16 protein-coding genes and 2 pseudogenes are annotated in these 19,147 nt (G+C 68.4%); 8 read left to right on the top strand and 10 right to left on the bottom strand.

All coding sequences use genetic code 11. From position 1 onward, the window contains the following. Positions 1-444: 444 nt before the first annotated feature. Positions 445-1,269 (bottom strand): annotated as a pseudogene (locus QCN29_RS02605) (HAD family hydrolase); the annotation flags it as partial. A 477-nt stretch (positions 1,270-1,746) separates the two neighbouring features. On the opposite strand from QCN29_RS02605, the gene ssd reads away from it, so the two are divergent. Genes ssd through QCN29_RS02585 form a run of 4 tightly spaced genes read left to right on the top strand, consistent with a single transcriptional unit; the run spans position 1,747 to position 5,730 of the window. Further along, positions 1,747-2,865, top strand: coding sequence for a septum site-determining protein Ssd (gene ssd, locus QCN29_RS02600; protein WP_279925964.1), 1,119 nt, complete (start codon positions 1,747-1,749; stop codon positions 2,863-2,865). Continuing rightward, positions 2,862-4,010 carry a TadA family conjugal transfer-associated ATPase gene (locus QCN29_RS02595; RefSeq protein ID WP_279925962.1) on the top strand — a complete coding sequence of 383 codons (1,149 nt, stop codon included), beginning with the start codon at positions 2,862-2,864 and terminating at the stop codon, positions 4,008-4,010. The genes ssd and QCN29_RS02595 overlap by 4 nt, the downstream gene beginning before the upstream one ends. Before the next feature lie 14 nt (positions 4,011-4,024). Then, positions 4,025-4,879 (top strand): type II secretion system F family protein, encoded by an 855-nt coding sequence (locus QCN29_RS02590; protein WP_279925960.1) that lies wholly within the window; start codon positions 4,025-4,027, stop codon positions 4,877-4,879. After that, on the top strand, positions 4,876-5,730 hold the full coding sequence (locus QCN29_RS02585) for a type II secretion system F family protein (protein ID WP_279925958.1): 855 nt from the start codon (positions 4,876-4,878) through the stop codon (positions 5,728-5,730). The genes QCN29_RS02590 and QCN29_RS02585 overlap by 4 nt, the downstream gene beginning before the upstream one ends. Before the next feature lie 475 nt (positions 5,731-6,205). Here the strand turns inward: QCN29_RS02585 and QCN29_RS02580 are convergent, their stop codons facing one another. Genes QCN29_RS02580 through QCN29_RS02570 form a run of 3 tightly spaced genes read right to left on the bottom strand, consistent with a single transcriptional unit; the run spans position 6,206 to position 9,868 of the window. Then, on the bottom strand, positions 6,206-8,176 hold the full coding sequence (locus tag QCN29_RS02580; protein ID WP_279925956.1) for a DUF3732 domain-containing protein: 1,971 nt from the start codon (positions 8,174-8,176) through the stop codon (positions 6,206-6,208). Then, positions 8,173-8,655: a three component ABC system middle component gene (locus QCN29_RS02575; RefSeq protein ID WP_279925954.1), complete on the bottom strand. Its 483-nt coding sequence runs from the start codon at positions 8,653-8,655 to the stop codon at positions 8,173-8,175. Before QCN29_RS02575 ends, QCN29_RS02580 begins: the two co-directional genes overlap by 4 nt. After that, positions 8,642-9,868, bottom strand: a complete 1,227-nt coding sequence (locus tag QCN29_RS02570; RefSeq protein ID WP_279925952.1) for an ABC-three component system protein — start codon at positions 9,866-9,868, stop codon at positions 8,642-8,644. The genes QCN29_RS02575 and QCN29_RS02570 overlap by 14 nt, the downstream gene beginning before the upstream one ends. 363 nt (positions 9,869-10,231) lie before the next feature. Between QCN29_RS02570 and QCN29_RS37320 the strand changes: the two are divergent. Further along, positions 10,232-10,321: pseudogene (locus tag QCN29_RS37320) on the top strand (GP88 family protein); the annotation flags it as partial. 42 nt (positions 10,322-10,363) lie between these two features. Here QCN29_RS37320 and QCN29_RS02560 read toward each other — a convergent pair. The 4 genes from QCN29_RS02560 to QCN29_RS02545 all read right to left on the bottom strand — a co-directional run bounded on the left by QCN29_RS02560 (position 10,364) and on the right by QCN29_RS02545 (position 15,362). After that, the gene (locus QCN29_RS02560) at positions 10,364-12,298 is read right to left on the bottom strand and encodes a caspase, EACC1-associated type (RefSeq protein WP_279925948.1); all 1,935 of its coding nucleotides are present in this window, start codon (positions 12,296-12,298) and stop codon (positions 10,364-10,366) included. Beyond that, positions 12,295-12,657, bottom strand: a complete 363-nt coding sequence (locus QCN29_RS02555; RefSeq protein WP_279925946.1) for an effector-associated constant component EACC1 — start codon at positions 12,655-12,657, stop codon at positions 12,295-12,297. Before QCN29_RS02555 ends, QCN29_RS02560 begins: the two co-directional genes overlap by 4 nt. 366 nt (positions 12,658-13,023) lie before the next feature. Continuing rightward, the gene (locus tag QCN29_RS02550; RefSeq protein ID WP_279925944.1) at positions 13,024-13,875 is read right to left on the bottom strand and encodes a hypothetical protein; all 852 of its coding nucleotides are present in this window, start codon (positions 13,873-13,875) and stop codon (positions 13,024-13,026) included. Beyond that, a complete protein-coding gene (locus QCN29_RS02545; protein ID WP_279925942.1) occupies positions 13,875-15,362 on the bottom strand; it encodes an AAA family ATPase in 1,488 nt (495 codons plus the stop codon). Before QCN29_RS02545 ends, QCN29_RS02550 begins: the two co-directional genes overlap by 1 nt. A 301-nt stretch (positions 15,363-15,663) precedes the next feature. Between QCN29_RS02545 and QCN29_RS02540 the strand changes: the two genes are divergently transcribed. Beyond that, complete coding sequence (locus QCN29_RS02540; protein WP_279925941.1) at positions 15,664-17,121, top strand: restriction endonuclease; 1,458 nt, start codon at positions 15,664-15,666, stop codon at positions 17,119-17,121. A gap of 143 nt (positions 17,122-17,264) precedes the next feature. Here QCN29_RS02540 and QCN29_RS02535 read toward each other — a convergent pair whose 3' ends face one another. Both QCN29_RS02535 and QCN29_RS02530 read right to left on the bottom strand, forming a co-directional pair. Further along, positions 17,265-17,507 (bottom strand): DUF397 domain-containing protein, encoded by a 243-nt coding sequence (locus QCN29_RS02535; protein WP_279925939.1) that lies wholly within the window; start codon positions 17,505-17,507, stop codon positions 17,265-17,267. After that, on the bottom strand, positions 17,504-18,376 hold the full coding sequence (locus QCN29_RS02530) for a helix-turn-helix domain-containing protein (RefSeq protein WP_279925937.1): 873 nt from the start codon (positions 18,374-18,376) through the stop codon (positions 17,504-17,506). The genes QCN29_RS02535 and QCN29_RS02530 overlap by 4 nt, the downstream gene beginning before the upstream one ends. A 289-nt stretch (positions 18,377-18,665) precedes the next feature. Here QCN29_RS02530 and QCN29_RS02525 point away from each other — a divergent pair, with 289 nt between their 5' ends. Next, positions 18,666-18,869, top strand: a complete 204-nt coding sequence (locus QCN29_RS02525) for a hypothetical protein (RefSeq protein ID WP_279925935.1) — start codon at positions 18,666-18,668, stop codon at positions 18,867-18,869. Next, on the top strand, positions 18,866-19,123 hold the full coding sequence (locus QCN29_RS02520) for a hypothetical protein (RefSeq protein WP_279925933.1): 258 nt from the start codon (positions 18,866-18,868) through the stop codon (positions 19,121-19,123). The genes QCN29_RS02525 and QCN29_RS02520 overlap by 4 nt, the downstream gene beginning before the upstream one ends. Positions 19,124-19,147: the final 24 nt, after the last annotated feature.

Genomic DNA, 19,147 nt, shown 5'->3' with positions numbered 1-19,147 from the left:
AAAGGGCTGCGGCGGTACCGGAAGTGGTACCGCCGCTGGCATGTCCACCGAGTTACCAAGCGTCCTCGAAAATGTGCCCATCAGGTCGGGAACTTCTGCCCGTCACCTGGTGCGGCTGGCCCGTAATCGACGGGTCGACGTCGCGTGGGTGCTCAGTTTTCATGCTCCGGTCCGTGGGGCCTTGCGTTAAAAGATGATCCTTTCGGATGTCCTTGGTCTCGCGGGCCGTTGACTCCTTTGTACTCCAGGGGGCGGGCAAGCGGAACCCCTGGCTGCACTTCTTTACTTTTGGGTTCAAACGCGCGTGAAATGCTCGGCGAACCGCTCCGGCGCCCTGCCGGTCAGTCCCTCCGGCGTGTTCACGGCGTCCGCCGAGCGGCCGACTGCCTTTTCCGCCACCCGGCCGGCGAACTCCCGCACCCGGTTCACCGTCCTGCTGTGCGCGGCGGAGCGGCGGCGGCTCGCATACCAGACCAGGCCCGCGGTCGCCGCCGCCGCTCCGACCGCGGCGGCGGCGACCAGAGCGGGCCTCGGCGGCATGGACAGGGCGGGCACTCGCTGTTTCAGTCGTACGGGACGGTGGAAGTCCAGAATCGGCCAATCACGTGCAACGGCCTCCCGGCGCAGTGCGCGGTCCGGATTGACGGCATACGGATGGCCCACGGACTCCAGCATCGGCAGATCGGTCGCCGAATCGCTGTAGGCATAGCAGCGAGCCAGATCGTATCCCTCCGACTCGGCAAGCTCCTTGACCGCTTCGGCCTTGGTCGGGCCGTAGGCGTAGTACTCCACCTCGCCGGTGAAGCACCCGTCCTCGCCCACCACCATCCGGGTGGCCACCACCCGGTCCGCGCCGAGCATCTCGCCGATCGGCTCGACGACCTCGGCGCCGGAGGTGGAGACGATGACGACGTCGCGCCCCGCGGTGTGGTGCTCTTCGATGAGGGATGCGGCCTCGTCGTAGATGATCGGGTCGATCAGATCGTGCAGTGTCTCGGCGACGAGCTGTTTGACCTGCTCGACGTTCCAGCCCTTGCAGAGCGAGGAGAGGTACTCCCGCATCCGCTCCATCTGGTCGTGGTCGGCGCCCCCGACGAGATAAACGAACTGGACGTAGGCGGTCCGCAGGACGGCACGCCGGTTGATCAGCCCGCCTTGGTAGAAGGACTTGCTGAAGGTCAGCGTCGACGACTTCGCAATGACCGTCTTGTCCAGGTCAAAGAAGGCTGCTGTGCGCGGCAAGGAGTGGTTTTCCACGAGCTTGAGCATAGGTGCCCGCCATTCGGCGTACGCTGGGGCGCGTGGGTTTGCCTGAGAAGGCTCTCGGGTACACCATGGAAGTCACGGATCGTTCGCGACCGTGCTAACCCGGACCGGCTCCTCCCCCCCCGAGTCGGCCGGAGAGACGACCCCCGCTCTCCCCCCCGGCGGGGGTCGTCGCATGTCCGGGGGCGTTTCTCCGTTCGCTCGATGATCGGCTCCGACTGTCGGCCCGATGTGCCGCCTCTGTCGGACGGGGCGCAGCCATGCCCATATTCGTCACTGTGGGTAGTCGTGAGGGTGCTCTCCGGGAGTCACTGGTTTGGGCTACGGAGATATTCACAAGTGGCCAGTTGTCCACAGTTTTTCAGCAAGATCCACACGATTTCCCGGTGCGCTGCACGGTGATTCCGCCCGCGAAGTTCGCGGACTGAAGGAATCCACATCTCGCGGTGAAGCGAGGGCGCAGGAGGAGGCGTAGCGATCATGGCTGGATCCATCGCATCGGACATGCGGCAGACCGCCGAAGGGCGGCGCGACGGCCCGCTGATCATCACCGAGGATCTGGAGCTGCTCGACGATCTGCTGCGGCTGTGCGCCGCCGCGGGAGCCGAACCGGAGGTCTGTCACTGTCTGCCCGAGCGTGGGGGCGGCTGGACGAGTGCTCCTCTGGTGCTGGTCGGCGACGACGCCGCTGCGCGCTGCCGTGGGGCGACACGCAGAAGCGGGGTGCTCCTCGTCGGGCGGGACCAGGACGACCCGGACGTCTGGCGGCGGGCGGTGGAGATCGGGGCGGACTGCGTGCTGCGGCTGCCGGACGCGGAGGGCTGGCTCGTGGACCGCATCGCCGACGCCACGGAAGGGGTCGGTCGGCAGGCCCTGACCGTCGGAGTGATCGGCGGGCGCGGCGGCGCCGGGGCGTCGACACTGGCCTGCGCCCTGGCGGTGACCGCGGCGCGCTCGGGCAGCGGCACCATGCTCGTCGACGCGGACCCGCTGGGCGGAGGCCTCGATGTGCTGCTGGGCGGCGAGCAGGCGGAAGGCAGGCGATGGCCGGATTTCGCGGCATCCAAAGGACGGGTGGCAGGCGGCGCGTTGGAGGAGTCGCTTCCGCAACTGCATCGGCTGAGGGTGCTCAGCTGGGATCGCGGCGACTCCGTGGTGATCCCTCCGGAGGCCATGCGCTCCGTCCTCGCCGCGGCGCGCAGGCGGGGCGGCGTCGTGGTCGTAGACCTGCCGCGCCGGGTCGACGAAGGCGTGGCGGAGGCACTCGCCCAGCTGGACCTCGGGCTGCTGGTCGTACCGGGCGAACTGCGTGCGGTCGCCGCGGCGAACAGGGTGGCGTCGGCGGTCGGCATGGTGCTCCAGGACCTGCGCGCCGTGGTCCGCGGGCCGTATGCCTCCGGGCTGGACGAGCAGTGGGTCGCCGGCGCCCTGGGGCTTCCCCTCGCCGGTGAACTGCCCTTCGAAGACGGGCTGCTGGCGGCGCAGGAAAACGGCACACCGCCGGGGGCGAGCCCCCGCGGCCCGCTGGCCCGGTTCTGCTCGGCCTTCTGGGAGCGCGCGCTGGCGGGGGACGGCATGAGGGGAGAGGACGTCTCATGACCGCGGGACTGCTCGACGAGGTGCGCAGGCAGCTGGCAGAGAGCGGGGCCGAACCCACCCCCGCGCGGGTGGCGGCTGCGCTGAGAGCTCAGGGCCGGCTCCTCGGGGACGCGGAAGTGCTCGGCGGCACCGAGCGGCTCCGCTGTGAACTGGTCGGCACGGGACCGCTCGAACCGCTGCTGGCCGACCCCCGGGTGACGGATGTGCTGGTGTCCGGACCGGATCGGGTGTGGGTGGACCGCGGCCGCGGACTGGAGCTGACGGAGGTGACCTTCGAGGACGCGGGCTCGGTCCGCAGACTGGCGCAGCGTCTCGCCGCCGTGGCGGAGCGGCGGCTGGACGACGCGCGGCCGTGGGTGGACGCCCGGCTGCCGGGCGGGACGCGCATGCACGCGGTGATCCCTCCGGTGGCGGTGGGATCGACCTGCCTGTCGCTGCGGGTGGTCCGGCCCCGCGCCTTCTCGATGGCGGAACTCGTCGCGGCGGGAACCGTTCCGCCCGGCGGGGACGTCGTGCTGCGCGCGCTGGTCGAGGCCCGGCTGTCGTTCCTCATCGGCGGCGGCACGGGCTCGGGGAAGACCACCCTGCTCTCCAGCCTGCTTGGAATGGTGGGCGAGCGGGAGCGGATCGTGCTCGCGGAGGACTCGGCGGAGCTGCGCCCCGATCACCCGCACGTGGTCCGGCTGGAGACGCGCACGGCCAACCAGGAGGGCGCGGGTCTGGTGACGCTTCGGGACCTGGTGCGGCAGGCGCTGCGGATGCGGCCGGACCGGCTGGTGGTGGGCGAGGTGCGCGGCTCGGAGGTGTCCGACCTCCTGGCCGCTCTGAACACCGGTCACGAGGGCGGCTGCGGGACAGTGCACGCCAATGCCGCGGGGGACGTTCCACCGCGGCTGGAGGCGCTGGGGGCGGCCGCGGGGCTGGACAGGGCCGCGTTGCACAGCCAGTTGGCGGCTGCGCTGAAGGTGGTGATCCATCTCGTACGGGACAGGAGCGGGCGTCGGCGGATCGCTGAGGTGCATGTCCTCGAGCGGGACCGGGACGGCTTCGTGGTGACCGTCCCCGCGCTGCGGTGGGGCGAGGACGGCTTCATCCGCGCACAGGGCTGGGAGCGGCTGCGGTCACTGGCCGGGGGTGCGCTGTGAGGGGAGACGAGCCGATGTACGCGGCCGCGCTGTGTGCGGGGGCGGCGGCGTGGCTGATGGCCGGAGGGGAGCAGGGGCTGCGCAGGGGCAGGCTGCTGCTCGCGGGCGGGGGTGCGGTGGCGTCGTCGCGAGACGGGGCGGCGGACCGCGTGCGGTCGGCGGCGCGGCGGTTGCGGCGGCGGGCGGGCGCGCGGCGGGAGTGGTGGTGTGTGCCCGCGGCGCTGGCGGTGGCCGTGCTGGGCGGGTCGCTGCTGCCGCTGATCGCGGGAGCGGTGGCCGTTCCGCTGCTGGGCCGCCGGTTGCGGGCGGCGGAGCACGCGAGGGAGCGGGAGCGCAGGGCGCAGGGCGTCGTCTCACTGTGCGGCGCCGTTGTGGGGGAGCTGAGAGCGGGACTGCAGCCGGGGCCTGCGCTGGCCTCCGCGGTGCGGTCCACCGGAGCGCTGGGCGGCGCGGAGACCGCGGTGCTGGCAGCCGCGCGCTTCGGTGGCGATGTGCCGGGAGCGCTGCGGGAGGCGGCCCGGGAGCCCGGGGCGGAGGGACTCGCGGGGATGGCGGCTTGCTGGCGGGTGTCCGTGGACGGCGGTGCGGGTCTTGCGGAGGGGCTTGACCGGCTTGAGTCGGCGCTACGGGCCCGCCGCGACCAACGGGAGGAGCTGCGGGCCCAGTTGGCGGGTGCCTGGTCGACCGTCCTGCTGCTGGCGCTGCTTCCGGCAGCGGGTCTGGCGATGGGCACGGCACTCGGCGCCGAGCCGCTGCGGGTGCTGCTGCATACGCCTGCGGGCCTTGGCTGCCTGGCCGCCGGCGGGCTGCTGGAGAGCGCCGGTCTGTACTGGGCCGGCCGGATCGTACGCCGGGGGGAGCCGGTATGAGCGTTGGCACGGTCGGCGTTCCGCTGGACCCTGCGCGGCTGGACGCCCTCCGTGGACTCGCGGTGCCGGCGTCTGCCCTCGCGGCCTTGGCCCTGCTCGCCCTGATGGCGTCCGCCCACCGCCGTGAGCGCCGGACGAGGAACCGGGCCGAGGCCCTGCTGGCCGCCCGGGGCGGCCAGCAGGCGGGCCGACGACGGCGATGGCGCGTGCCGGCCGTGTGGGCACGGGGGTGGGCGGGGCCCTTGGGGGCCCTGGTTGCCGGGTGGGTGCTGATCGGCGGGGTCGCCGGCGCGTCGGCCGGGCTCGCAGCGGCCTATGCGGTGCGGCGGTGGCAGTCGGCCCGTGCGAAGGACTCGACGCGCGCCGCCGCGGACGGCATGGATGGCGCGGGCGGTGCGGACGCCCGGGAGGCCATGTGGCAGCTCCCTCTGGCGGCGGACCTCCTGGCAGCCTGTCTCTCCGCCGGAGCGGCGCCCCGTGACGCCGCGGAGGCGGTCGGAGAGGCCCTCTCCGGGCCTGTGGGCGGCCGACTGGTGCGGACCGCCGCGGAACTGCGGCTCGGAGGTGAACCTGCCGGGGCATGGGCCCGGTTCGGCCGGATACCGGGAGCCGAGCCGCTGGCCCGCTGCCTGGAGCGGGCGGACCGCACCGGCGCGCCGGCGGCGGGGCCGGTCGCCCGGCTGGCCGATCGCCTGCGGGCGGATCAGGCCCGGCTGGTCACGGCTCGCGGCCGTAAGGCTCAGGTGCTGATCACCGCACCGGTGGGGCTGTGCTTTCTGCCGGCCTTCCTCGCGGTCGGCGTGGCCCCGGTGGTGATCGGCCTGGCGGACGGACTGCTCGGCGGCGGCTGACGGCGTGTCATGCGCGCGGGCTGCAGCAGGCGACAACAGACAAGACATCCGAGACGACCTCTGGGAGGCAGACATGGTGAGGACAACACAGGAGATGACGCAGGAGACGACACCGAACGCGACGCGGGGCCGCATGCGGTGGACGCGGCGGGTGCGAGAGCGACTGTGTGCCCTGCGGGGTGACCAGACGACGCGGGACGCCGGGATGACGACCTCCGGTGTCGCGGCAGACGCCGTGTCCCCCGTGTGTGTGTCGCTTTACGTGGGACCGGAGCCCCGAGGCGCCAACCCGCCATGGAGGATCAAGGTGTCTCATTCCTTCGCTGATCTGTGACTTAGATCACGCTCTTCGCGACAGGGCCAGCTGTTCGATGTCCACTGGCTGATTCGGTGGTCGATCACGCTGACAGGACCTCGAACTATACGGCGACAGGTGCACTCGGCGTGGAGCGGACGCCGAACGTCGAGTGCTGGGCTACTCGTCCTCGTCGTCGATCGGTTCAGTGATCCACTCCGAAGGTACGAGGGCCTGGCTGTTGCTGTAGCGCCAGCGCTCGACGACGTGGTCCCGGAAGAGCGGGTCGGCCAGGTCGGCGTGCTCGACGACGATGACCTGGAGCGCGCCGTCGAGTGCCTGGACGGTGTCGTTGATGATGCGGTAGATATTCAGCAGGTGGCTGAGGTCGGTCCCCTGGGGTGTGGGCTCGCCGGTGTAGTCGGGCGGGAAGTACACCTGGGACGGCTGGTCGAGGATCAGCGTCCGAGGAACGGGTCCGCGGTGCTCGCTGAACCACTCGTGCAGGCTCAGCAGCGTGGCGACGTGGTAGCCCAGGTGGTTCTCGGCGCTGCCCATGTCGGCGAGCCGGACTGGACCGTCGGCCGTGTCGGCGACGACAGTCAGCCGGTTGACGTCGAGGCGGATGGGTGCGTCCGAGTGGTCGAGCTCCAGTGATGCAGCCTTGGTGCGGATGTTCTGGCTGATCAGGGACAGGTAACTGGTGAGCCGGTCGCCCTGGGTGTCGTCACTCAGGAGCTCTTCCAGCTCAGCGATCTGTCGCTGGAGGTCGTCGCGGCGGTCTTCGACCTGCGGGGCACTCACATGCTGGGCGGTGGTGTCGAGGTAAAGGCTGATACGACCGCGCACATGGGCGGCCCGCTGCGACTGGTCCGGCTCTTGCTGCAGCGCGCGCAGCCCGGCGCTGATCTCGTTAATCTCGTCCTGGCTGCCGGAGAGCGCCGCGCGCAGTTGCTGCAACTGCTCCTCCTCCAGGGCCATCTGGCGTTGCAGGGCGGGCGTGTCGCTGCCGATCACCTGCAGATCGCCGTCGAGGCGTTCGAGGTCGTGCATGATCGTCGCCACCGTGGTGTTGGCCGAGGCGATCGGGCTTTCGCACACCGGGCACTGGGCGGCCTGGGAGGTGTCCGGGGACAGCCGCATCAACCCGAGAGACGCGAGACGCCGGCGCTGCTCTCTCGCCTCGCCCGCAAAGTCGTCATTCTCCTCGACCGCGCGCTTGAGGTCGGCGATGCGGGCCCGGGACCGCCCAACGGCGCGACGGAGTTGGGCGCGCCGGCCGATGGCTGCGGCCAACGGGTCGCCGTCGTTGTCCGGTCGGGACTCCAGCTCCTGCCGGATGCTGCCTTCCAAGGCCAACCGCAGAAGGCCAAGGACCTCCTCGGCCGTCGGCTCGCTGTCGCGGTGCGGTAGAAGCCCTGCCTCGACCGCCTCGGTGAGCAGTGCTCGGGCCTGGCCCGACGCTGGGCCGAGGTCGCGGGCCTGGGCGAGTTTGGCTTCAAGGTCGGAAAGGTCCCGGCGCAGGAGCCGCAGCCGGTTGTGCAGCGCTGCCTGTTCGGGGTCGACGGCGCCAAGGAAGTACGGGATCACACCCCGGATGGTGTTCGGCCGCCACTCCTCACCTTGGGAGTGGAACAGCAGGTCGGGGTTGGCGACCTCGTTCTGCGCCTGGAAGCAGAAGTAGAGCGCGTGGCGGATCGACGGAGCGATGGTCTGTGCGCGGGCGACCGCGGGAACCTTGACGGTGCGGTCGATGCCGCAGAAGTCGCTGAGGATGTCCTTGGCGGTGTCCAGGGGCGTCGCGAAGGTCAGCTCTTCCAGCGGGAGAGGAGGGGTCTCCGGGGCCTGGGACAGGACACACAGCACGGTGCTCACGGCGTTCCCCGGCTCCGGGGCGCGCCGGGCGACGAAGAGCTGCTGGCCGGGCTTCGCCAGGGTGACGGCGTAGGCGCCCACGTACTTGCGGACCTTGCCGGCCTTGACGGGGTAGTCGGAGCTGGCCAGGCAGTAGTCGATGATCGTCAGCAGCGCGCTCTTTCCGCGCCGGGAGTCGCCCGTGACGATGTTCAGAGTGCCGGTGCGGAACGGGACCGTGCGGACCTGTCCGGGCTGCTTGCCGTAGACGGTGACCGCTTGGATCTGAAAGGTCACGCTTGGACTCCCAGGAGCGTCAGGACGGTGCTGATGCTGCCGGTGCTGGGCAGCCAGCGCCCGAGTTGGTGGGCGGCCTTTTGGATCGCGGTGTTCTGTTCGGGGCCGTCCTGGAGGGCCGTCACGGCCCGTGGCTTCACTATCAGCCCGGAGCCCTGAAGCCTGAGCACATCGCTCTGAAGGGCGAAGAGCAAGCCTGGTCGCACGACGGCGGCGAGGGCGGCGGCGTTGAGACCCATGGCCACGCGCACGGCCTCGTTCTCGTCGAGCCAGTTCATCAGCCCGGTGCGGATGGTGGCGGGAAGCGCCGTCCGGATGGACGGCTGGAGGGCCATGACCGCGGCGGTCACTGCGACTGGAAGCGGGCAGGCGGAGCGGTACTGCTTCTCGTAACCCTGCACAACTCGGACGCACACGAGTGCTGTGAAGGCCGGGTTGAACAGGGCGCGCTCCTCGCGGCTGAGGTCACGCTCGGCCATCAGCGGCTCCCGCCGGCTCCAGCAGAGCCGCCAGCCGGGCGCTGAAGTCCGGATGCCACCCGACCCGCAGCTCGTCCGCGAGCATCTGGTACGACCCCTTGACGACGAACACCTCTTCGCAGCCGGTGCGGATGCGAAGCCGGGCCTCCCGGTCGACCCACCTGTAGATCAGCTTGGCCTCACGCTTCATCTCTTCCTCGGTGGCTTCATCACCGAGGTCTTCACGCATCTCTGCGAAGCGCGACTGCCACTCCTCCACGAGCCTGCGCTCATACGCGCCGATCTCGCCGGCACGCAGCAGGTTCTCGTTCGCCCAGCGGGAGCGCTGAGCAAAGGCCCTCACCCAGTCGCGAACCGCGTAGCCGACTCGCTCCGCGCCCACGTCGATCAGCCGGAGCTGATGCACGAATACCTTGTCGGCGGCATCGGCAGCGGCGGGGGCAGCAGCCGTGAGCGCGGCGATATCAGGGTCGATCGGCAGATTGTGCTCACCGATCTGATTGCGCAGGTCGTTGAACAGCTCGTCGAACTCGGCGCCGGTCACCGGGGCTGATCCCGGGAAGCTCATCTGGACGGACGCCCGCTCGAAGAACCAGCCCTCAAGACGCTGAAGAAAGGACTCGGCGAAGCGGCGCTCGACGGCCAGGCTTGCGTAGCCGAGCAGGTTCTCCCTGATGGAGTCCATCCCCGGCGCGTCACCGATGACCTCGATCCGGCTGATGAGCTCGGCCCGGCGTTGCGCCCCGAGCGCGTCGAACGCCTCGAATGCCTTGGCCAACGTCGTACTCTTCGAGGACTGCCGCGCCTGGACGAGGAGGGCCTCGGCAGCTGGCTCGTCACGGTGCCCGCTGGCCTTGGGCTGCAGGAGGAACCCCGCGCTGTCGTCCGGCAGCTCTGCGGTGGTAATCAGGTAGAAGCTTGTCTCGGCAAGATCGATGTGCCCCTCGGTAACGGCGTGTGACCAGACCCTGATTGTCTTCCACAGGTCCGACGACAGGTCCGTAAGTCTCACGTTGTCTGCCCGCTTTTTCAGCTGGGTCAGCTCGGTCTGCGAGCCGATGAGGGCCTGGACATCGTCCGTAGCCTCAATCGCCACACTCCACTCGATCCCGCCCCTGGAGAGCTCTACACACCGCTGGAGCGCCACGCGGAGCTGGTAGAGGTACCCGAGCGCTGACGCCGATGCTTCGAAGGGATTCTCCGGGCTGGTCATGCACCCACCGCCTCCCTCTGGTTACCGAGTGCAGCGATCATTCCATGGCCGCGCCGCAGGCAAAACACGAACTTCCGAACTTTCCGAACCGTTACGAGTGCTGGCCGGCTGCCCGTAGCAGCCGCGCTGACCCGTTACGGCAGCCCGCGAATCAGCGTGAGGCGGGTGGCTTGGGCATGTACATCTTGATGACACTGGCGCAGGTGAGGAGCGGCTCCTACGGAGCGAGGGCCCTGTGACCCGATCCTCACACTCGCACTGCTCAAGGGCTCAAGGGCGCGAGACTCTTGAGGAGAACGACACATCCTGCTGCTACGCCTCCGGGACTGGACGAAGGCGGCACGGTGTATGTCCACAGAACTCAACTGGACACTGCCAGCTTTTGTGATCGAAATGCCTGATGGAAGCCATTTCAACGTCTGCCCCCAGGCGGGCGTGTGCGCCTCCGAGTGTCGCGGCACTCGCTGTGCGCGGCAGCATCCCCCCGCACTGCTGCTACGGTGCCGCAGCGCTTGTTCCGCCCAGCTGTCCTTCCTCGGTGTCGAGCAGGCCAGCTGCAGTGAAGATCGACAGTAGAGGTGCAAGAACCCGCTGCGGCCGTGGCCGGAATGCGTAGTCACCGCCCGGGGATGGATGCCCTCCGGTGGCCGAAACGAAGTGGAGGGTGCAGCGAGAGAAGTAGTGAAAGGGTTTGACCCAATTGACTCCACCGTAATGACGGGCATAAGCGTAGGCGTCGCGCGATTCCTCGCCCGGGTTCCCATCGTTGGGGCCGAGCTCCGTCGACAACCAGCGCTGCACGATCGGATCGGCGGAGAGGAGGTCACTTTTGACCACGGCAACGGTGGCGTGAGCCTCGGCATGCTGGGACTGCCACGGCAATGCATCGATCAATTGGTTGAACATACGGTCGCCGAGTACGGAGCGCTCCCTCCCGTAATAGCGGCGCCAGTGTTCGAGCGCTGCGCCTCGGAACGCGTTGATCGGGTCCAGTGTGAAAATGAATGCGGTCGCCCCCGTTATGAATTGCGTCTGCGGCAAGGAGGTCGAATCTAGAGTACCGTCGGCGACGTCGAAGAAGATCACGGGCCGGGTCTTTCCCCCTCCCGTCACAAGGAGCTCTACGGCGGAACCTATATGCGGAGGCGTCATGCTCACCTCCTTGCCTTCCCGGTACAGATGGATATTGCCCTCCTTCCTGTAGCGATCATGTCTCACGGTCGAGAGTGGCATACATCGCACCCCCAGCGGCTCTAGCAGGCCCTCTTCGATCTGCGAGATCATTGCCGCAAGCAGGGTCGTCCGGCCTGATGTGGAGGAACCAATCAGGGCGATGGTCAATGGCTCGTCATGAAGGAAGTACTGGGCGGGGAGCGGTGCGTGATCGCCTTGCTCGCCAAATGGGCACTCGTGAAAAGAATTCTGCAGGATTCTGTGCCGTAACGCCGGATGCATCGTATCGTCCAGGGCGGTGGGCAGGAACTGGTATCGCTCGTCGAACTGGAACAGCCGGTTTGCGTCAAAAGGCATGTATCGGAGGCAGTAGGGGCACTGCGCTCCATGTCCGGGGGGCGATCGCTGTTGAGAAGAATAATTCTGCACGTCCGGTCGAATTCGCCGAGCGGCCAGGCGCTCGTATTCGGCGTGGAGGGCCTCAAGTTCGATGGGCACGCCCACATAGGCCCGGTTGCGGGCGATCGCGATGCGATGGCCGGCGTCAAGCGCACTCATACGCGGCTGCGGCACTTTCTGACCGGCGACCTCGCGTCCTGCCAGGCGAACGCACAAGGCGTCATATACTTGGTCCATCGCCAGTCGGGGCACGTGCTCCCCAAAGGCTCCGTCCGAAAGCTGTCCGCTGAGTCCTTCACCGAGCAGTTTGGTCAAGGCGAGCGTAAAGACGCTTCCCCCGGGTTCGCACAGCGACTTCTCCGTGGCCGCAGCCGATGACAGGACACAGGTGCCGGGAACGGCGAAAGCTGTGGCACCCGCGTTCTCGCCGTCCATGTGAACCAGCCCGCTCCAGCAGCAGTCGATGATCACTACCTTGTGCAGTGCACGCGAACCGGCCACGATCCTACGCACGGTCTCGTACCTCACCGAATGGTAGGGACGTGGCACGCTTGAGGCCCGAGTCGCCAAGAGAAGAGTGCCGTCCGCTTCGTGATGCCCGTGCCCGGCATAGTAGACAACCAGCAAGTGCTCCGCTGCCTCGGCAGCATCTTCGAGAGCGTCGAGGAACCCGCCCGGAGGTGCATCCGCAGGAACCACCTCGCAGGCCCCCTCTGGCAGGGCACAGATGTCCTGGTCGGCCAGCACGTCCCTGAATGCGGCCAGACTGTGCTGGACGCCGGTCAGGTCCCCGAAGTGACGGAACTCGTGGACCCCGAACAGCACGGCTCGGGAAGAACGCCCCTCCTCGGGCGTCACTCCGCCTCGCCCTCCGGCTCCTCACCACGCAGCTGGGTAAGCAGAACGACCAGTTCGTCAGCCGACAGATGCCTGATGTCCACCGCCGCGTCCCGATGGACCAGAGTTCCCGCACCGGTCCCGGGATGCTGCGCTTTGGCCTCCCGCCAGGTGGCGTAAGCGACCGCGAAGTTCGTGACGGCGATCGCATTGCTCAGGACGATGTCGATGGCCTCCAGCACACTCATCGTCGAGGCGTCCTCGGGGCCCACCTGAACCACGTGCAGGTGGGCGGTCCTCGAATCCCTGCGCAACCACGCCGTCAGCCCCGCGAGCCCTAGTTCGTCGCCGTCGGCCAGCACTCTGATCCGCACCGCCACCCCCCAAGTGATGTTTGCGTCAAAGCCACCTGATAGCACTGCTGTTGATCCTACGCCGACTGACCGGAGGCCAGGACTGGTCCCGCGTAACCCGCCCCGGCGACGGATCTTGCGGACACCAACGACCGGCTCCTGACCGGCGTCCCGAGTGACACCGACCGCACGACGGTCGGCCTTTCCATCAATCGGCCGCCACCCGGGTGTCGATTAATCTATGGTCCGGACACTCCGTGCCGATGATCGTGCTGGTGTCGCAACAGAGTCACTACCAAGGGGCCCGTTCTCTCATGCCCGGGACCGCACCCGAATCTCAGTACAGACGATCACTTGCTGCCGCTCGAACAAGATCGAGTTTGCCGCAACGCACTAAGAGGCGAGGCAACCTATGGAGCAGAACCAGTCGCTGGAAGCCAGGGCTCGAAGTGCGACCGGTGTCCAGTGGTTAGGGCCTATTGTTTCCCCTTCTTCCCAGCTGTGGGCGAGGTCCTCCAGGAAGGCGCGGACTGCTGCGGCGCCCCCCAGCGTGTGCTGGCGCCGCGCGGATCCTTGAAGGCCTCCCACGAAGGAGGAGGCTTGTGCCCCGTACAGGGCAGCGAGCCCGAAGACGTCGAAGTGGAAGCGGACGCGCGCTGCCAGCAGACTCTCCCAACTGGGAGGTGGGTTGACGAAGAACGTCAGGAAGGTGGGTGTTTGCTCGGCGACCTGGGCGCCGAGCCACTGGACGTCGCCAAGGTCGTCGAAGTATGGGTGAAGGGTCTGTTCTTCAGCCCAGCCGGGAGTAGTGTCGCTCTTGGTTTTGTTGCACTCGCTGCAGGCGGGGATCAGGTTCGTCGGCGCGACAGCGAGCAGGGCGAAGATGCTCTTGGGCAGGTGGTGGTCGATAGTGGTGACATCGCGGTGGTCGCACAGCGGGCACCGCGGAGGTGCTGTTCTCAACTCGTCGTAGACGGGTCTGGCCGGGGCGGCTGCCTTGGCCATGCGCTGGGTGTAGTTCTTCAGCAGCTCAACGTGGTCTGCCGCGGTGCCCGGCGTGAACGCTGCCGGATCGAGGGTGTGCAGGATGGTGGCGCGCACCGCGGTGTCGAAGACCGCCGCTGCTTCGGCTACGGCGTCCTCGAAGCCAGTTAGGCGCTGCTTGAGGCTGTCGTCGCGGATTCTGCTAATGCAGAGGAGGTAGGTGTCGCGGGCGGTGTGCACGGGTGCCGGGAGCGGGCGCATCAGAACAGGCGCTCCCGGCGGTCTCGGACGGAGATGAGCACCCGCACTAGGCTCTTGGCTTCGCTGCCGAGTTCTCCGCCGAAGCGTTCGACGACCTCGTGGTAGGCCAAGCCCTCGTTCACGGCCTGCTCCAGGTCCCGGTGGAAGCCCGATCGCGTGACTTCGAGCCCGAATGCCTCATGGGTGAGGATCCCAACGTTCTCGCCGAAGGTCTCGATGGCAGGGCGCATGGCTCGCACAACCTGCCCGGACCGGCGCAGGACCCACACGCATTTGCGCGGCGTTTCCTGCAGGACGACGGGCGAGTGGGTCGCGATTACGGCGACGCCGTTGCGGTCGGCTAGGAGGTCGGAGACGGCCCGGATGAACGCGGCAAGCAGGGGTGGGTGGAGGTGAGTTTCGGGCTCGTCGATCAGGACGAGGGTGGTTTCGGTGACGAGGTCCGCGAGGTTAGTGACGGCGAGCAGCACGATCTTGTGCCCGGAGCTGAGCCTGTCAAACGCCTCCTCAGAGTCGGCTGGGGAGTGCTCGGGCGCCAGCCTGCTGATTGCGAGTACGTCCGCGTCCCGGAGAAGTGGGTCGGCCTCGGCCAGGGTGGACAGGGCGGTCTGCCAGCGAGCCAGCCGGGCTCCCGTGAGCCCTGCGACTAGTTGAGCGAAGCGCTGGGCGGGCGTCACGTCGTAGCTATGGATGCTGCCACGGGCGAGCGTGACATGGGCGTGGTGGGTTCCGTTGGTCTCCTGCACGGGAGTGAAGAGGTCGAACGCACTGGAGGCAACCGAGACCATGTTCGTGAAGACCGGCCCCGTGCCGGTCAGGTTCGTGACATGGCCGACGTCCTCCACTGCCACAGAGCCGTCTGCGACTGCTCTGGCTAGGTAGCTGAGCAGACGCGTCTTGCCGACGCCGTTGCTGCCGATCAGAGCGTGCACGTTCGTGGGCGGCGACGCTCCCGGCTTCACCGTGAACGACAGGGTCAGGGGATCCACGCCCTCGAACCCCGGGGCAGTGTAAGAGAAGTCGAACGGCGTGAGCCGGGCGCCGCCCCGGGCGATCCGATGGAACTGATGGACCACCGTCTCCCCGGAGACCGAACGAAGGAGCGACGTCCGCGTCACCTCTTCCTCGCAGGCTCTGGCGAAGAGTTCCTGGTCGTAGGCGACGTCGCGCAGGGAGACCAGAACTGCGAGCCGGACGTCGTCGCCCAGATCACGGAGCTTCTCGTAGTAGGTGTCGTCCTGGCCGAGGGAGAAGAACCCTTCGTCGACGGACCTGAAGTGATCGGCCAGCGTCGTGCGTTCACGCTCGCGCATCCCGAACCGGCCGATCTTGACCTGCCCGACTTGGTGAATCTCCGTGCCGTCGCTGTAGAGCAGCAGAAAGGTCGTCTTGAAGGTGTAGTCGTCCCAGTCGTCCTTGATCAGGAACACCTGGCGGGGGCTGGGCACCGGAGGGCGCGTCCGCGCGGGCAGGACGGTGAACTGCAAGGTTCCTCCCTGAGCGGCACCCTGCCGCGACTCATGTCAGGACAGCGCTCACCTCCACGCGGGGCAGCAGGGCGCACCGTTCTGCAGTCGATAAGCCTAGCTGCCGGGGAGGCCCGTACGCCGCCACAGCCGCATTCCTCTCACACCAAACCCGCCGGCCCGGGCCCCGCGGGTGTCTCTGACCGGATGCGCCCCTCAGCCCCGCTACGTCCGGGTCAGCGAGTGCAGCGGCGGTGGTTGCCCGGTTACCTCCTCCCTGGTTTCGGCCATGGGCGGGGCGTGTGAGCGCTAGCGTTCAGTCATGCCGGACGCCTCCTCCAGTCTTCTCACCGCATCCAGCCCCTGGCAGGGCGTCATGGGCCAAGTCAGCGCCTATTCCGCCCTCTATCACACAGTTGCGGGTCAGGAGCAGGCCCGCGGCAGGCAGTTCAACGCCTTCCTCGCCGAACTGCTGCGCCGCGGCAACTTGCACGACGCGAGCAGTGATCAGCGCGGGCTGCACGGGCGGGACGAGATCGATGTCCATTTCACCCTTGGCTATACCGGCTGCATTCTCGAAGCCAAGTGGGAACGCGAGCGGGTTGAGGCGTCGGCGATCGGCAAGCTCAAGGAACGGCTGGAAACTCGGCGTCCCGGTGTTCAGGGCTTCTTCGTATCCATGTCGGGCTACACCAAAGCTGTCTACGGCAAGGCCGAGTACCACGCGCAGATCCTCCTGCTGGACCGGCATCATGTGGAGGCGCTGGTTGCTGGCCTGTTCAGCGCGGACCGCCTTTTCCATGAGCTGCTGTCGGTGACGAGTCGCCGCGGCGGTGCCTACACGTCCCTGGCGGACCTTCTTAGTACCCCGACTGCAGCAGGCGAGCCGCTGCCCGCCCTGCGCTCGGCCGACCAGCCCCCGGAGGGCTTTCCCGTTTGCCCGGAAGCCGGGTTGGCTGTCTCCAGCATTCTGACTGCCGATGGGCCGTGGACAGCCGGGGAAGTGGACGGCGTGGCCGCCACGGGGGATGGACGACTGCTGTGGACGACGCGTGACGGTGTCCTGCAGGTCACTCCCGACATGGGCGCTGGAATGTGGACGGCCGCTCCGCCTCTCTGCCACGGTCCGGCGTTCACCGAGGCCGACGGCAGCATGCTTGTGCTGGTCGAGGAGGCGGCGGTGCGCTTCCGCAAGGGCGGCAGCGCTGCTGTCGCGGGCGGCGGGTTCAAGGGCAGCCGCTGGCTCGTGCCCGGGCCCGACAGCAGGGGGTGGGTGTTCGCTTCGTCCGGACCGCGTACGCCCGAAGGCTACGGCGGCCACACACTCACCCAGCTTGCAACGAACCTCTGCGACAGCGTCACCTGGGAGGTCGACTTCCCCGGCCAGATCCATCAAGCCGTCCTCACCCCTGCCGGAGCGCTCTATATTGCCGGGGGCGGCCACAGCGTCACCACTGATGGCGAGCGCAACTGGCGCTGCCCGCATGAGCACTGGGCCGATTCGGCACCTCTGACTCCCGATGCCGCCCTCGCCGTCGGCGACCGCACGGTGCTCTTGGCAGGCCGCAGCGTCCAGGGATTCGAGAAGGCCGTCTACGCCGTCAACATCCACGACCACACACCTACGTTGCTCCTCCGGCTGCCGAACACCACTCACATCACTGGGTTCGCCCACGGTCCGGATGACACCGTGTATCTCCTGACCGACATCCGTGGCAACGCACAGACACCGCGGCCATATCTGCTGCAGCTGGTCCTTCCCCCGAAGATGCGGCGGTGATCTCCGGAGAGCGCACCCCGCCGAGGCTGCCCTCAATGTCGGTTTCTGCCCTTGTGTGATCGAGTTGTTGGTGTGGTGCTCGGGCCGGGGCCGAGCGCACTCGACTCGCTCGGCGCCGGCCCGCTCGGATCAGGGCGGACTGTTCAGGTGGTGAGGCAGCCGTCGCGTACGCCGTCGACGAGGGCGGCGAAGTGCTCGGGCTCGATCAGCAGGACGGGGCCGCTGGGGTTCTTCGAGTCGCGGATGGCGACCGCGCGGTGAGCGGTGTGGGTCAGGTCGGCGACCTCCACGCAGTTGTTGCCGGATCCGCTGCTGTAGGAGGACTTGAACCAGGTGGCCACACCGTCCAGGTCGGGTGCTGTGAGCGTGCGGGTGTGTGTGGTCATTCCGTGATCTCTCGCGATAGTTGGTGCAGGAACTTCGGGGTGTCCTCGGGCGGGAGGGACGACGCCACCAGGGCGTTGAACTTCCGCGAGAACTTCGCGACTTCGCGCGGGGTGTCGGAGACCGACGAGGCGCCCCACGCGTTGTCCACCTGGACCGTGGTCGGCAGCGTGTCGCCGAGGTGAAGGATGCTGAAGTCGTTCACGCCGACGTACCCGCGCACGGTGTGGGGGAGGACCTGGACGGTCACGTTGTCGAGCGCGGCCAGCCGGGTGATCTCGTCGTACTGCTCGCGCATCACGTCGGGGCCGCCGACGAGGTAGCGCAGGGCCGGCTCGTACAGGATCGCCCACAGCCTGCCGGGTTCTTCGTCGCGGGTGAGGTAGTCCTTGCGCTTCATCCGCAGGGTGACGCCCTGGTCGATGAACTCGTTGGTGGTGTCCTCGACCTGTTTGGCGATCTCGTACAGGGCCCGCGCGTAGCGCTCGGTCTGCAGCAGCCCGAGGACCACGACGGGGTGGAAGGCCTGTATTTCGACGGCGGCGGACTCGATGCCGATGAAGCGGGGCATGCCCGAGGGCATCGAGCCTTTGAACTGGGTCCACCACTCGCGGCTGGAGGCCGCGCGTTGGATCGCTAGCAGCCGCTCGATGTCCTCTTCCTCACTCACGCCGTAGCGGCCGAGGAGTTTGCGCAGGTCGCCTGCGTTGCGCAGGTCCTGCAGTCCGGTCTCGACGCGGTAGAGCTTGGTGTCCGACAGGGGCAGTCCGTGGACGGCCTCTTCCAGGGTGAGGTCGGCCCGCTTGCGCAGCTCTCTGAGCTCGTAGCCAAGTTCGATGCGCCGTGCTGTTGGTCTGGCTCGTGCTGGCACCCGCTTGCCTCCCCGGCGTATGTGTCCGCTGCCGCTGCGATGTGCGGAGTGTGGCACGGCACGCGCCCGCTGAAACAGCGATGCGCTTGCCCTGGCATGTGCCACTTTCCCCGCAGCGACGTTTTCGGTGCGGTTTCACTTGCGGACCCACTATGCCTGCGGCCACGGTGAATGGGCCCCCGGATTCTGGAAGTTGGACACCGGCGGGCACGAAGGAGGCCTGCCTGCCCCGCGCCTTTGTCGGGGCAGGCCACCCCATCCCGCTGCGGCTGACCCCCTCGGAGGCGGCATGTCCTTGCGCTCCAGCTCCATCGAACCGGCGACGCGCCCGTGCCCGGCGGGCAGGAAGCTCACGGCCCCGATAGCCGCTGAGGCCGCCGCCTTCCGCGCGGCCCACGGACTGCCGGCCGGGTGGAGCGCCGAGGACTTCGAGATCTACCTGGACCTGGAGCGCGTTGGCGCCCCGGCCGCGCAGGGAGGCGACGCGGCGTGAGCGGGCAGGAGACGGCACCCTTCCGGATCGGCGACCGCGTACGCGGCACCTCCTACGTGCCGCCCGAGCGGCGGGGCCGGGAGGAGCCGGAGGAGTTCGAGGGCACCGTGGTCCAGCTCGGCAGCGGCTACGCCGGGGTGGACGCGGACCGCGCCCTGGTGTGGGCGCGGCTGGAGAACGGCACCGAGCGCCAGTCCCTCATCAGCGAGACCGAGCTGCTCACGCCTGCTGACGCAGCGGCGGTGGAGGAGTGAGCGCCCGCCACCGCCTGCCCAAGC

Source organism: Streptomyces chengmaiensis, assembly GCF_029846775.1.
Classification (GTDB): Bacteria; Actinomycetota; Actinomycetes; order Streptomycetales; family Streptomycetaceae; genus Streptomyces; species Streptomyces chengmaiensis.
The sequence above is the reverse complement of the archived record's forward strand: the minus strand, read 5'-3'. Positions and strand labels throughout refer to the sequence as shown.